The sequence below is a fragment of the Candidatus Tisiphia endosymbiont of Parasteatoda lunata genome (assembly GCF_964030955.1).
In the GTDB taxonomy this organism is placed as follows: Bacteria; Pseudomonadota; Alphaproteobacteria; order Rickettsiales; family Rickettsiaceae; genus Tisiphia.
The window spans coordinates 1,331,969-1,346,404 of sequence record NZ_OZ035003.1 but is presented as its reverse complement, the minus strand read 5'-3'; the positions used below and the strand labels follow the sequence as shown (position 1 = coordinate 1,346,404).

Annotated in this window: 15 protein-coding genes and 2 pseudogenes; 9 read left to right on the top strand and 8 right to left on the bottom strand. The window is 32.8% G+C overall.

Features of this window, described 5'->3' with window-relative positions:
* Window position 1: 1 nt before the first annotated feature.
* Together AAHN00_RS08375 and AAHN00_RS08370 are read left to right on the top strand one after the other, a co-directional pair.
* Window positions 2–871, top strand: a complete 870-nt coding sequence (locus AAHN00_RS08375; protein WP_342270996.1) for a hypothetical protein — start codon at window positions 2–4, stop codon at window positions 869–871.
* A 154-nt stretch (window positions 872–1,025) separates the two neighbouring features.
* The gene (locus AAHN00_RS08370; protein WP_342272622.1) at window positions 1,026–1,616 is read left to right on the top strand and encodes a ribonuclease HII; all 591 of its coding nucleotides are present in this window, start codon (window positions 1,026–1,028) and stop codon (window positions 1,614–1,616) included.
* A 136-nt stretch (window positions 1,617–1,752) separates the two neighbouring features.
* Here AAHN00_RS08370 and AAHN00_RS08365 read toward each other — a convergent pair.
* Window positions 1,753–2,214 (bottom strand): annotated as a pseudogene (locus AAHN00_RS08365) (DUF2748 family protein); the annotation flags it as partial.
* Window positions 2,215–2,220: 6 nt separating this feature from the next.
* On the opposite strand from AAHN00_RS08365, the gene AAHN00_RS08360 reads away from it, so the two are divergent.
* A complete protein-coding gene (locus AAHN00_RS08360) occupies window positions 2,221–2,430 on the top strand; it encodes a hypothetical protein (RefSeq protein WP_342270995.1) in 210 nt (69 codons plus the stop codon).
* 50 nt (window positions 2,431–2,480) lie between these two features.
* Here the strand turns inward: AAHN00_RS08360 and AAHN00_RS08355 are convergent, their stop codons facing one another.
* The 3 genes and pseudogenes from AAHN00_RS08355 to AAHN00_RS15110 all read right to left on the bottom strand — a co-directional run.
* Complete coding sequence (locus tag AAHN00_RS08355; RefSeq protein WP_342270912.1) at window positions 2,481–3,665, bottom strand: IS3 family transposase; 1,185 nt, start codon at window positions 3,663–3,665, stop codon at window positions 2,481–2,483.
* Window positions 3,666–3,699: 34 nt separating this feature from the next.
* Window positions 3,700–4,602, bottom strand: coding sequence for a transposase (locus tag AAHN00_RS08350; RefSeq protein ID WP_342270994.1), 903 nt, complete (start codon window positions 4,600–4,602; stop codon window positions 3,700–3,702).
* A 133-nt stretch (window positions 4,603–4,735) separates the two neighbouring features.
* Window positions 4,736–4,832 (bottom strand): annotated as a pseudogene (locus AAHN00_RS15110) (hypothetical protein); the annotation flags it as partial.
* 110 nt (window positions 4,833–4,942) lie between these two features.
* Between AAHN00_RS15110 and AAHN00_RS08345 the strand changes: the two are divergent.
* Genes AAHN00_RS08345 through AAHN00_RS08335 form a run of 3 tightly spaced genes read left to right on the top strand, consistent with a single transcriptional unit; the run spans window position 4,943 to window position 7,034 of the window.
* Window positions 4,943–5,659: a transposase gene (locus tag AAHN00_RS08345; protein WP_342270993.1), complete on the top strand. Its 717-nt coding sequence runs from the start codon at window positions 4,943–4,945 to the stop codon at window positions 5,657–5,659.
* Window positions 5,660–5,701: 42 nt separating this feature from the next.
* Window positions 5,702–6,199, top strand: a complete 498-nt coding sequence (locus AAHN00_RS08340) for a hypothetical protein (protein ID WP_342270992.1) — start codon at window positions 5,702–5,704, stop codon at window positions 6,197–6,199.
* A gap of 34 nt (window positions 6,200–6,233) precedes the next feature.
* Window positions 6,234–7,034, top strand: a complete 801-nt coding sequence (locus AAHN00_RS08335) for an IS3 family transposase (protein ID WP_342270991.1) — start codon at window positions 6,234–6,236, stop codon at window positions 7,032–7,034.
* Window positions 7,035–7,084: 50 nt separating this feature from the next.
* On the opposite strand, the gene AAHN00_RS08330 is transcribed toward AAHN00_RS08335, so the two are convergent.
* Window positions 7,085–8,269 (bottom strand): IS3 family transposase, encoded by a 1,185-nt coding sequence (locus AAHN00_RS08330; protein WP_342270912.1) that lies wholly within the window; start codon window positions 8,267–8,269, stop codon window positions 7,085–7,087.
* Window positions 8,270–8,373: 104 nt separating this feature from the next.
* On the opposite strand from AAHN00_RS08330, the gene AAHN00_RS08325 reads away from it, so the two are divergent.
* Window positions 8,374–9,144: a transposase gene (locus AAHN00_RS08325; protein WP_342270990.1), complete on the top strand. Its 771-nt coding sequence runs from the start codon at window positions 8,374–8,376 to the stop codon at window positions 9,142–9,144.
* Here the strand turns inward: AAHN00_RS08325 and AAHN00_RS08320 are convergent.
* From AAHN00_RS08320 to AAHN00_RS08310, 3 genes are all read right to left on the bottom strand, one after another.
* Entirely contained in the window at window positions 9,110–10,084 is a 975-nt protein-coding gene (locus AAHN00_RS08320) for a DUF2748 family protein (RefSeq protein ID WP_342270989.1), read from the bottom strand. The two genes, AAHN00_RS08325 and AAHN00_RS08320, sit on opposite strands and share 35 nt — an antisense overlap.
* Before the next feature lie 171 nt (window positions 10,085–10,255).
* Entirely contained in the window at window positions 10,256–10,879 is a 624-nt protein-coding gene (gene lipB / locus AAHN00_RS08315) for a lipoyl(octanoyl) transferase LipB (RefSeq protein ID WP_341752268.1), read from the bottom strand.
* A gap of 529 nt (window positions 10,880–11,408) precedes the next feature.
* Entirely contained in the window at window positions 11,409–12,620 is a 1,212-nt protein-coding gene (locus AAHN00_RS08310) for an EAL domain-containing protein (RefSeq protein WP_342270988.1), read from the bottom strand.
* A gap of 81 nt (window positions 12,621–12,701) precedes the next feature.
* On the opposite strand from AAHN00_RS08310, the gene AAHN00_RS08305 reads away from it, so the two are divergent.
* Window positions 12,702–12,977: a BolA family protein gene (locus AAHN00_RS08305; RefSeq protein ID WP_342270987.1), complete on the top strand. Its 276-nt coding sequence runs from the start codon at window positions 12,702–12,704 to the stop codon at window positions 12,975–12,977.
* A 7-nt stretch (window positions 12,978–12,984) separates the two neighbouring features.
* Window positions 12,985–14,406 carry a DASS family sodium-coupled anion symporter gene (locus AAHN00_RS08300; protein WP_342270986.1) on the top strand — a complete coding sequence of 474 codons (1,422 nt, stop codon included), beginning with the start codon at window positions 12,985–12,987 and terminating at the stop codon, window positions 14,404–14,406.
* Window positions 14,407–14,436 lie beyond the last annotated feature (30 nt).

The window sequence follows — 14,436 nt, the reverse complement described above, 5'->3', positions numbered from 1 at the left end:
ATTGCCAACATTAATTAAAGATATTTTTATGCCCAAATTAGAGAAGTTTAAATCAGATATAGCTAATATTGTTGGTGAACCAAAGGAAGGCTTCGTACAGGATATAGATAGGTTTAAAAGTCTACTCAACTTTAGCTTTGATTCGAAATATACTCCTGAACTTGCTGAAGCTATGGAAAGCATGGGAATAGAGAAAGAAGTAAAAATACAGGTGTCGTTGGATGATGACTCAACAAATGTACTTTCACAAGCTGTTGAAACTACTGACCAGAAATTTGGTGAATTTAAAGGCAATATTAGCACCACCCTTGATGCTCATGGTAAACTTGCTAAAGGATATTCTGCCGAATATGTTAAAGGACAACCTAATTTAGATAAATTTGGCAAACAAGCTAAACAAATGGATACATTGATAGAAGAGTTTCCACATAAATCCTTACAGAAAACTGAACAAATTGAAACAATTGCAACTATAGGAGCTGGTACAGAAAAAATGTATTCGGCATTGGAATTTTCACCGGCTGATCCAGTACATGTTAGAACCATTACAGATTTAGGTGCAAAACTAAGGCATTATATTAAATCATTTGTTAAATCACCTGAGGAACAGAAAGAGGCTTTTATTGAAAATGGTGTCGGGACAATCCAAGCTATTGATAAAGCAAATAGAAGTGATGGATTGCAAACTAGTAAGACTGCATTAGAAAAGATATTAAGCAAACTTGAGAGTACAGCTGGATCTCAAATATATCACCGTCTGAGAGAAACTTTCAATAAAAACGATATATCTATGGGAAATGGTAGTAGTACTATTAAACCCAATACTACCCCTTCTAACACAAAGCATTCTAATAAAGATAAGGGACGGTAGATCCCCGCCGTAGTCGTAACTCATGGGTGTCAATTTAAGCAGTTTAAGTAGTCTGTTTTATTTTGAGTTCATAATGTCTGTTACTACAGTAACAATAGATGATAGCGGTGATAAGGAACTATATATAAGGTGGAAATACATAGACTGTCATTTTATGGGAGGCATGATGCTTAAATTAGAACAAACATATTCAGGATTAGTCGCTGGAGTAGATGAAGCTGGCAGAGGGTCGCTAGTTGGTCCTGTAGTAGCTGCATCTATTATCATTGATCAAACAAAAATCATACATGGTATCAAAGATTCTAAAAAACTTACTAAAACAATGAGGGAGTTGTTATATAAACAAATAACCCAAAATTATGTTTGGTCTGTTGGTATAGTGCATCACGATGAGATAGATATAATTAATATCCTTGAAGCAACTAAAAAAGCTTGTACTATATCAGTAGCAAATCTTGCTGTTAAACCGAATACAGTATTAATAGATGGTAATATGAAATTTCGCGATCCAAGATTTATTAGTATAATAAATGGCGATAATTTATCAATTTCTATTGGAGCAGCATCTATTATTGCGAAAGTTACTAGAGATCGCTTAATGCTTGAATATGCCAAAGAATTTCCGGAATATATGTGGCACAAAAACTCCGGTTATGGTACTAAAGAACATTTAAATGCTATAAGCCTTCACGATCTTTCGCCTTATCATAGAAAAAGTTTTAAGATAAGAAGTTCTACATTATAGGCTATAACAGGGTTATTTAAAAAAACTTGATTATACTCTTCTGCTCCTACGAATTGTTTTTTGAAAATATCATGGAAAAGAAAAATGCATTCTTAAAGCGGTTTTGCGAATGCATTTTAAACCTTTTTAAAGCTAATTATACTTCTCTGATTTGTTTAAATACTAATTTTTCTTTACTAAATATGTTTATTTTACGAAAAAAATTAGTTAGAGATCTTGGCTTTGACATATCACGTTTATAGCTTTGCTTAGTCATTAATACATAGTTAGAAATTAAGGAAGGTATAACTTCGGAATAATATACTTTATATAATCCTTGCATTGTTGCCATAGTCGTTAAATATCCCCATTTCATCACTTGTTGGGGTACTCTTGCTAGAGCTTCTATACAGGCAATTGTTTCTTCAACCTCAGGGTTACTATTTTTATAAACATCTGCGACTGGTGCTAAATTAAACTTCATATCTTCAATCATAGCTCTAATCATCAGCCCCATATATTGCTCTTTTATGAATCTCCTAATAAAAAATAATTTTCTTCTATTCAGGAGTTTCGCACTTAGCAAAAAATATGTTAATCTAGCAAGAAAGAGTTTTAGTTAAGGATGGCAAGATCAAAATGTAGCAAAGACTTATATAAATCATTTTTACAAGCAAGTAGCGTAAGATATAGTGGTAAAGCATTATCTGAAGTAAGTCCAATAAACCTATCTCATGATAGTGCAAGTCGATGGTTAAATAGTAAGGATTTCCGCCCTAGCGGGATCTACAGAGAAGTGTCAAAATATATTGATAGGGAAGCGAAACTGGACTGATTTTTCAAGACAAATTTTTCACTAATTTTGTTTCCCATTTTACATAATTTTTAAGCTGCATTTTGTAAGTAATCAAGATACACGTTCATCGGTTTTTTATAACCAATACTTGAATGGAATCTTTGATTGTTATATTTATCCATGTATTTATCAATACCATCTTTAAGTTCTGCGATATTTTTAAAATCATTTATAAATATACAATTATATTTTAAAGTTCTAAAAAATCTTTCAATCACAATATTATCAATGCTTCTACCCTTACCGTTCATTGAGATTTGTATATTATTCTCTTTTAGAATTCCCGTATGCTCATGTCCAGTATATTGACTACCCTGATCACTATTGAATATTTGTGGTGCAGGGTATTTATTCAGTGCATCTTTTAATACATCGGTTACAAGTGATGCATCCATAGAATTAGATACTTTATAACTTAGTATTGCCTTACTATGCCAATCTATAATCGCCACAAGATACATAAATCCTCCGTTAGTTCTAATATAAGTAATGTCACCACTCCACACTTGATTAACATAAGGTACATGAATAGTTCTATTCGTTCCTGATTTGTGCCAGTACGGCTCAAGCAAATAGCTATAAATTTTATGTTGACCATCCTTCACAGAAGTAGATTGCTTTTTATGAGGATGAATAGCTTCTATACCCATTATTCCCATATATTTAAGCACCCTATCTCTGCCCACATTAAAGCCGTCTTCCAATAATTGTTTGTATATATAACGATAACCATACTCAGGGTTATCCGTATATATTTCATCTATTCTATTTAAAATATCAAGATTATATAAGCTCATTACTTTAGCTTTATAATATACTCCAGATCTGCTTATCTTTAATAGTTCACATTGCCTTGTCTTTGCTAACGTACTCAGCTTGGGGTCGACAAGACTTTTCTTATTTGATAAGTCCAAGCTGTTTAGCTTTCCCACCGCCCAGTCCCTCTCGACTGTAGCCTTACCTAATGCTTTTGCAAGTTCATCGTTTTGATTCTTAAGTTCACTAATCTGCCCTTTGTACTCACTAACAGCTTTTGCTGGCTCAAATGCCAATGACGCATTATCTAAAAATTGTCGTTTCCAGTTTTGCATAGTTTTAGCCGTTACTTCATATTTGACCGATAACTGACCTATTGTTGATTCTTCTTTTAACATCTCTAATACTATTTTAGTTTTTGCTTCTGCACTAAAATTTTTAATTTGTTTTTTACCCATTTGTTTCTCTTTAATTTTATTTATTATTCTATACTTATTGAGAAACAAAAATACCTGCTTCTTTGTCTAATTTTTTCAGTCCATTATACTCATATGGCTTGTTTCGTTTTCCCTTCCCTATACACTCTACCTCAGGGGCATGAAAACTATACAATATTTTATTCTGTTCTTTGTATTGCTTTTTCTCTTCTCTTTTTAAAACAGATTGGCTATGTATTTGTTTTACTTTTTTCAATACTTCTTGATCTCTGATAGATAAGTTTAATTTCTGATTTTTTATCTCACGCTCACATATTCTAACCAAACGACCAAGTAACGTTTTTAAATGCTTCATTATTTTCCAACGCTTCTTGGCTTTGCTATGCTCTTTATACTTCCAGAGCTTTATTATATCTCGCTTATAGGTTCTAGCGTAGGTTTCGTTTAAACTTATACCCAAACTTTGGCAAAGCTTCACAATACTAAGCCTAGCTTTATCCATTAAATAAACATCATGTGGGTGCTTGATATTCTTAATTTGTACCGTTGTATCAGCAATTATCAATTCCAAATCTTTTTTTTTAATTGTGTTAGTTCTTATTCCAACTCTTATCAACTCTGCTAATATCTCGTTATATCCAGATTCACCTAATAAATTACGAAATCTTCTTATGCTAGTTTCCGACATCGCTATATCTGTTTCTATATATTCCCACCCACAGAAATATTGCCAATACATGTTTTCTTTTAGTTCTTCCTCTGCTAATGAATCTGAAAAATTATACATTGCTTGTAGCATCGTTACACCAAGCATCACTCTATGACATTTTCTATTTCTACCAAATCTCTTAATAGAAACATTTTTTGATAACCATTCTTCTAGACCAGACCAATTTATTAATTCTCTTAATTTATATAGCTTATTATTTGAGTTTAACAGGAGTTTCGCAGTTAGCAAAATTGCGAATCAGCTAAAAGGCATCTAATGTTGTTCTGAATTGATGTTTTTATAACTTCCTAAGTTTGTTGATATAAAGTAATTTTTTCATTTATCCTCCTTTTGTTCATATCGAGCCAAGCAAATACGGCAAGGCAAATATGATTTCTCTGAGCTCGACCCGTGCGTGCCTGACAGCGTTCAATACCACAAGTTTGTTTTAATTCTCGATGATAAACTTCTATAGACCACCGTGCCTTAACAATTTTCTCTATTTGTTCACGTGTTGGATTTTCTAAGTCAGGAGTTTCGCACTTAGCAAAAAATATGTTAATCTAGCAAGAAAGAGTTTTAGTTAAGCATGGCAAGATCAAAATGTAGCAAAGACTTATATAAATCATTTTTACAAGCAAGTAGCGTAAGATATAGTGGTAAAGCATTATCTGAAGTAAGTCCAATAAACCTATCTCATGATAGTGCAAGTCGATGGTTAAATAGTAAGGATTTCCGCCCTAGCGGGATCTACAGAGAAGTGTCAAAATATATTGATAGGGAAGCTTCTTGTTTATTAGTGGGAGATGACACGTTATTGTCAAAGCAATACAGTAAGAAAATTGAGCTTGTACATTATCAATATTCTGGAGCTGTACATGATGTTATACCTGGTATAGGGATGGTCAACTTACTGCATTACAATGCTAAAACTGATCAATCTACCCCTGTAGATTATAGAATATATGATAAAGAAACTGATGGAAAAACAAAGAATGAGCATTTTTGTGATATGCTTACTTTAGCTAAGGAAAGAGGGATCAATCCTGATGCAGTAGTAATGGATGCGTGGTATAGCGGTTTGGAGAATTTGAAACATATACGTAATTTAAGTTGGACATGGGTTAGTAACCTAAGAAAAAATAGAAAAGTTAATCATAATGTTAGCTTAGAAAGTTTAGAGATTCCTGATGAGGGACTAAAAATTCACCTACGTGGATACGGTTGGGTTACGGTATTTAAGTTTGTGGCAAAAAATGGTCGCATTGATTACATAACAACTAACTTACAGGAGTTTCGCACTTAGCAAAAAATATGTTAATCTAGCAAGAAAGAGTTTTAGTTAAGCATGGCAAGATCAAAATGTAGCAAAGACTTATATAAATCATTTTTACAAGCAAGTAGCGTAAGATATAGTGGTAAAGCATTATCTGAAGTAAGTCCAATAAACCTATCTCATGATAGTGCAAGTCGATGGTTAAATAGTAAGGATTTCCGCCCTAGCGGGATCTACAGAGAAGTGTCAAAATATATTGATAGGGAAGCTTCTTGTTTATTAGTGGGAGATGACACGTTATTGTCAAAGCAATACAGTAAGAAAATTGAGCTTGTACATTATCAATATTCTGGAGCTGTACATGATGTTATACCTGGTATAGGGATGGTCAACTTACTGCATTACAATGCTAAAACTGATCAATCTACCCCTGTAGATTATAGAATATATGATAAAGAAACTGATGGAAAAACAAAGAATGAGCATTTTTGTGATATGCTTACTTTAGCTAAGGAATATAATGGACTGAAAAAATTAGACAAAGAAGCAGGTATTTTTGTTTCTCAATAAGTATAGAATAATAAATAAAATTAAAGAGAAACAAATGGGTAAAAAACAAATTAAAAATTTTAGTGCAGAAGCAAAAACTAAAATAGTATTAGAGATGTTAAAAGAAGAATCAACAATAGGTCAGTTATCGGTCAAATATGAAGTAACGGCTAAAACTATGCAAAACTGGAAACGACAATTTTTAGATAATGCGTCATTGGCATTTGAGCCAGCAAAAGCTGTTAGTGAGTACAAAGGGCAGATTAGTGAACTTAAGAATCAAAACGATGAACTTGCAAAAGCATTAGGTAAGGCTACAGTCGAGAGGGACTGGGCGGTGGGAAAGCTAAACAGCTTGGACTTATCAAATAAGAAAAGTCTTGTCGACCCCAAGCTGAGTACGTTAGCAAAGACAAGGCAATGTGAACTATTAAAGATAAGCAGATCTGGAGTATATTATAAAGCTAAAGTAATGAGCTTATATAATCTTGATATTTTAAATAGAATAGATGAAATATATACGGATAACCCTGAGTATGGTTATCGTTATATATACAAACAATTATTGGAAGACGGCTTTAATGTGGGCAGAGATAGGGTGCTTAAATATATGGGAATAATGGGTATAGAAGCTATTCATCCTCATAAAAAGCAATCTACTTCTGTGAAGGATGGTCAACATAAAATTTATAGCTATTTGCTTGAGCCGTACTGGCACAAATCAGGAACGAATAGAACTATTCATGTACCTTATGTTAATCAAGTGTGGAGTGGTGACATTACTTATATTAGAACTAACGGAGGATTTATGTATCTTGTGGCGATTATAGATTGGCATAGTAAGAAACTGGACTGATTTTTCAAGACAAATTTTTCACTAATTTTGTTTCCCATTTTACATAATTTTTAAGCTGCATTTTGTAAGTAATCAAGATACACGTTCATCGGTTTTTTATAACCAATACTTGAATGGAATCTTTGATTGTTATATTTATCCATGTATTTATCAATACCATCTTTAAGTTCTGCGATATTTTTAAAATCATTTATAAATATACAATTATATTTTAAAGTTCTAAAAAATCTTTCAATCACAATATTATCAATGCTTCTACCCTTACCGTTCATTGAGATTTGTATATTATTCTCTTTTAGAATTCCCGTATGCTCATGTCCAGTATATTGACTACCCTGATCACTATTGAATATTTGTGGTGCAGGGTATTTATTCAGTGCATCTTTTAATACATCGGTTACAAGTGATGCATCCATAGAATTAGATACTTTATAACTTAGTATTGCCTTACTATGCCAATCTATAATCGCCACAAGATACATAAATCCTCCGTTAGTTCTAATATAAGTAATGTCACCACTCCACACTTGATTAACATAAGGTACATGAATAGTTCTATTCGTTCCTGATTTGTGCCAGTACGGCTCAAGCAAATAGCTATAAATTTTATGTTGACCATCCTTCACAGAAGTAGATTGCTTTTTATGAGGATGAATAGCTTCTATACCCATTATTCCCATATATTTAAGCACCCTATCTCTGCCCACATTAAAGCCGTCTTCCAATAATTGTTTGTATATATAACGATAACCATACTCAGGGTTATCCGTATATATTTCATCTATTCTATTTAAAATATCAAGATTATATAAGCTCATTACTTTAGCTTTATAATATACTCCAGATCTGCTTATCTTTAATAGTTCACATTGCCTTGTCTTTGCTAACGTACTCAGCTTGGGGTCGACAAGACTTTTCTTATTTGATAAGTCCAAGCTGTTTAGCTTTCCCACCGCCCAGTCCCTCTCGACTGTAGCCTTACCTAATGCTTTTGCAAGTTCATCGTTTTGATTCTTAAGTTCACTAATCTGCCCTTTGTACTCACTAACAGCTTTTGCTGGCTCAAATGCCAATGACGCATTATCTAAAAATTGTCGTTTCCAGTTTTGCATAGTTTTAGCCGTTACTTCATATTTGACCGATAACTGACCTATTGTTGATTCTTCTTTTAACATCTCTAATACTATTTTAGTTTTTGCTTCTGCACTAAAATTTTTAATTTGTTTTTTACCCATTTGTTTCTCTTTAATTTTATTTATTATTCTATACTTATTGAGAAACAAAAATACCTGCTTCTTTGTCTAATTTTTTCAGTCCATTATAAGCTTCTTGTTTATTAGTGGGAGATGACACGTTATTGTCAAAGCAATACAGTAAGAAAATTGAGCTTGTACATTATCAATATTCTGGAGCTGTACATGATGTTATACCTGGTATAGGGATGGTCAACTTACTGCATTACAATGCTAAAACTGATCAATCTACCCCTGTAGATTATAGAATATATGATAAAGAAACTGATGGAAAAACAAAGAATGAGCATTTTTGTGATATGCTTACTTTAGCTAAGGAAAGAGGGATCAATCCTGATGCAGTAGTAATGGATGCGTGGTATAGCGGTTTGGAGAATTTGAAACATATACGTAATTTAGGTTGGACATGGGTTAGTAACCTAAGAAAAAATAGAAAAGTTAATCATAATGTTAGCTTAGAAAGTTTAGAGATTCCTGATGAGGGACTAAAAATTCACCTACGTGGATACGGTTGGGTTACGGTATTTAAGTTTGTGGCAAAAAATGGTCGCATTGATTACATAACAACTAACTTAGAAAATCCAACACGTGAACAAATAGAGAAAATTGTTAAGGCACGGTGGTCTATAGAAGTTTATCATCGAGAATTAAAACAAACTTGTGGTATTGAACGCTGTCAGGCACGCACGGGTCGAGCTCAGAGAAATCATATTTGCCTTGCCGTATTTGCTTGGCTCGATATGAACAAAAGGAGGATAAATGAAAAAATTACTTTATATCAACAAACTTGGGAAGTTATAAAAACATCAATTCAGAACAACATTAGATGCCTTTTAGCTGATTCGCAATTTTGCTAACTGCGAAACTCCTGCTATTAACAGAAAATAAAAATTTCTGTTTATGGATTGTTCCAAGTAATCTTGCCCAATAAGCCCTTATACCCCGTACCTTGTTTTTATTATAAAATTTTATCTTTTCTTCATAAATAATCATTTGCCTCATCCCTATAGAGAGAAGCGTGGCTAATAATTTATCACAATTAATAATATCATCTATTCTAGCCTGTCTTACATGGGGGGTTGCTTTTGTTCCAGAAAAATTTGCTGAATGACGACTTATTTGACGACCACTTGCATCTCTTTTAATATCAGCAAAATGCCCAAGTTCCTGCCCAGCTATAATTTGCAACCTAGCAACTGCTGCCCATCCATCACCATAAGTTGGGTAATTTTTATCATTTTCAGCAAATGGATTTCCACCACAGGAAACAAAGACTGCTACATTCTTACCGTCAGTACTTTGCATACCGCTATTAGAATCAGAACGTTGCCAATCAACTATATCCATCATATCACCAATATTATGGGAATAAGTAATAAATACTTGGACCTTATCATGCAATAAACATCTAATAACTATAGGATGGGCTGATTGAACAAAAAGCCTTGTTAATTTTTCAGTAACAGATTGGTCAACTGGTTGTAATTTTTGAATTTGTTTTTTCAGATCTGTATAAATCGATGCCAATTTTTTATCTGATATAGAAGATTTGTATAGATATCTTAATAACTGATTAGTTTGTTCAATTAAATTTGGCTCAGTTATTTCCTCTTTACTTACCATCAAACTAATATTGAACTTTGGATCAGAAAATCTTGCAAAATTACAACTATTATCGGTATCTATTCTAAGTTTTCCTGATTTGATTAATTGCTGAGCTAATTGTTCATATTCTATTTGCATGTCCTCAGGATAAATAGCAGGAATCTTATCAAGTATATGATAAATTGAACTCATAGGGGTATACTGCTCGTAAATGAAAAGTTGGTAGACGATAGTATAACTTCAAGAAGAGCTAGGCAGTAGCAAAGTCGAGCTGCTAGGCGTACATTAGTACGTGAGCAGCTTCGATCTTTAGACACGACAACGCCAATTCTTGAAGTTCTACCTGAGTATATACTGAATATTTTAAAAGACCTCAAAGACTTTATCCTTAATAACTTCATCAAACTGATCTAACGTTATATCAATACCAAGTTTCTTAAACGAGGTCATAGGCATATCTCTCAAACCACAAGCAATAATTCCGGAGAACATATCAAGATTTGTTGAAATATTTACAGCAACACCATGATATGTAACCCATTTTTTAACTCTAATACCTATTGATGCAATCTTTGCGGGTACACCGTTTTCTTTTACCCATATTCCCACTATACCACTTATAGTAAAAGCTTTAATCCCAAAATATAAAAGGCTATTTATAATCCATTCTTCTAATAGTTTAATATATAGTTTTAAATCCTTTTGCCTTCGTTCTGAGGCTAAATCAAGAATGGGGTATATTACTCTTTGTCCGCTACCGTGGTAGGTAAACTTCCCCCCCCTACCAGTATAAATTACCGGTATATCTCTAGGATTTAATAATTCATTTGCCTTAAAACTAGTACCTGCGGTATAAATATCCTTATATTCAACTAAATAAACAATCTCTTGTGAAGATTTATTGATTAAACTTGTAACCTTATCTTCCATCAACTTTACTGTGTCTTCATATTCTGAAAAGCCTGATAAGGTAACAAATTGAACCATAATATTAACCAAGGGTGAGCGAACGCAAGCAGTACATGAAGTACATAAGTACGCGAAATCCCCGCAATTATTTGCAAAAACCAATTCTTCAAAGCAGAAGAGTATATTATAATAACCTAAGTTCGATATAAGCACCAAACAAAATACTACGCATTATGTAAAAACATAAACAAACTATTAGAACAGTTTGTTAGAAGAATTAATAATTCTTCTATAGAACTGGCTTTGTCATAAGGAAAAATGCACTCTTGAAGTAATTCTGCGGGTGCATTTTAACTTTTTTCATTATTCAATATGTGATTTTAATAATTAAAATCACATATTGAATGGAGTATTATATTTTAACAATCAGGTGTAGAACTCAATAATCAAGTTTTTCCTTAACCATCATTGCGAGGAGGAGGCGATTCCATCGCCTCCTCCTCGCAATGACCTTGGTTATTTTGCTGCAACTTTTAAATTGCCATGATGAGCTTTAAAACCGCTCCTTTTTCTACTTTCAACAGTTGTGGGGGCATCGTTCTGATGATTATTTTATTCTGTTAACCGATGCCGGTGAGAAGAAATCGCCTTGCATATTATCAATTTTTAAGTTGATTAAAAAATTGGCTATCTCCCCATTTTCAACAAATTCTGCTACAGTTTGAACGCCTAAATTCTCAGAAATTTTAATTAATCGTTTAATGAAATCTTGATTTTGTATATCGCTAGTGATGTTACGTACGTAACTACCATCAATTTTAATAATATCTATCGGTAGATTTTGTAATTGTTTAAATGAAGTAAACCCAGCTCCAAAATCATCCAAAGCAAATTTACAACCGTATTTTCTTAGTCTGTGCATAAAGGATTTTATTTGTTGGTAATGCTGATTAAGGGTAGTCTCAGTAATCTCAATAATTAACCTTCCTGAAACATCATATGTTTGTAATAGTTTTTCTGCTATCTCCAGGAGAGAAGCATCTAATATACCAATATTTGAAATGTTAACTGCAAGCACTAAGCTAGGGTTAGCATCTAGTTCTTTGATTGCCATTTCTAGCACTATTTGATCTATTATAAAAATTAAACCTTTCTTTTCAGCTTCTAGAATTATTGCTCCTACAGAAAATAGATTGTTATTTGTGTCAGGAATCCTTAGTAAACATTCATAGTAATGAATTTTCATTGTTTTACGGTCAATAACTGGCTGATAAGCAAAAACCATTGTTTTGTTTAATAAAGCTTTTCTTAAGAGATTCAGCTGCTTATTAGACTCTTTAACACACTCTATATTATAATATTTATCATACTCACGATAATAACTTTGGTCACCTTGATAAGAACCTAGCCAATTTAATAGATTATATACTTCTTCAGCTTTATTGGTAAATTTGGGAAACTCTATGCTAGCACTACTGCAATTCATATAAACTGCAGGTAATAGATCATCGACATAAAGTTGAGATAATAAATATATTTTTAGGACAACTTCCTTAACTAGATTTTGGTCTAGTGTGGGTAAAAGCAACAATATTCTATCATGCTCAATTTGTTTATAAACTGATATAGAAGGAGCAGTAATTAATTTATTACAAACTTCAGAAATAATTTTATTAAATTTGTCAATTATATAAATATCTCCTCCCATCATAGCATTCAATTCGTCGTAATTTAATAACTTAAAAGAGATACAATACCCATGCCGGGCTTTATCAAGCTCAGATTGCAAATTTCTAATTTTTGTATCTAATTTTGCCATAACCAACTAAATAATAATATTTGCTAAATACTAAAATCCCAGTAGACTTGATACAAGTAAAAGTTTTATATATATATAACTATGACCAAAATAAATAGAATAAAAAGAAAACTAGATGTGTTAAAACCACATTATTGCGAAATAGTTGACGAAAGTTACAAACATGCCAGCCATAATGGTGGCATTACTGAAAGTCATCTTAAGATCAAAATTTTTACAGCAGTTTTTATAGGAAAAAGTTTGCTAGAACAGCATAAAATAATTCACAATCTTTTAGCAGATGAACTAGCGAGCGGACTACACGCATTATCAATTGATACGAACCCCCCCCACTCACCTTACTCGATCTTGAAATAAATTTATTATGCTTAATATGTGTAATTGGAACAAAAATTTACCTATTATAATGCTTGTTATTTTAGCTTGTGTAATATGGTATATACCGGCCCCTGAAGGACTTGATGTTAAGGTGTGGCATCTTTCTATTATATTTATTACCACTATTGCAGCTATAATTCTTAATCCTTTACCTATGGGTGCTATAGCCTTATTTAGCATACTCTGTTGTATTCTGACGCAAACCCTTTCCTTAGAACAAAGTCTATCCGGGTTTAGTCATAGCATTATATGGCTAGTGCTGTGTGCTTTTTTTATTGCTCAGGGTTTTATAAAAACAGGCTGTGGGGAGCGGATAGCTTATCACATCATTCTACTTGTCGGACAAAGTACCCTTGGTCTTTCATATGCTTTGGTAATTGTTGATTTTATACTTGCACCTTTTATTCCTAGTGTATGTGCTAGGGGAGGAGGGATAATTTTTCCTATCGCTCAGTCACTCTGCACCGCTTACTCTGATAAAACAAATTACAAAACGCCCGTTTTAAACGGCGGATTTCTTATGAAAGTAGTCTTTCAATCAAATGTGATAACTAGTGCTATGTTTATTACCTCTATGGCCGCTAACCCTTTAGCTGTTAAGTTCGCAGCTGATGCTGGGATTATAATTACATGGAGTGACTGGGCAATAGCAGCTATAGTGCCAGGCGTGATTTCTCTTGCTGTAATGCCTCTTATTATTTATTATTTACATCCACCCTCAATTAAATACGATCCATCTGCTATACAAATAGCTAGGGCAAAATTGCAAGAAATAGGTGATATATCATTGCAAGAGATTATTATGCTAATAACTTTTGTAATTCTAATTTTTTTATGGATGCTTGGCAGCAAATGGGGATTATCAGCTACTACAGTTGCACTGTTGGGAGTATGTATTTTATTATTATGCAAAATAATTAAGTTTGAAGATACTCTTGCAGATAAAGGGGCATGGCATACCTTTATTTGGTATGGCACTTTAGTTATGATTTCAAGTTTTTTGTCTGATTTTGGTTTAATATCATGGGTTAGTGATAAACTTAGAGACAATTTATTAAGTTTTTTCTCTCCAATGATTGGTATAATTATACTTTCTATAATATATTTTTATATACATTACTTTTTTGCCAGTACTACAACCCATATTGCTATACTTTTTCCTACTTTTCTAGCGTTATTTATGCATGCTAAAATGCCTGGTTTACTATCTGCATTGATACTCAGTTTTTTATCAATATTATCTTCGGGGCTTACTCATTATGGACTTAGTAGTGCTCCAATATATTTTGAGACAGGATATATGAAGATCAGAACATGGTGGTATCTTGGTTTAATTTTGAGTCTAGTATATGGCATTATATGGATTTTTATAGGCGGTATGTGGTGGAAAACACTAGGTTTGTGGTAGAATTGCTACTAGAATATATAGCAATCATTG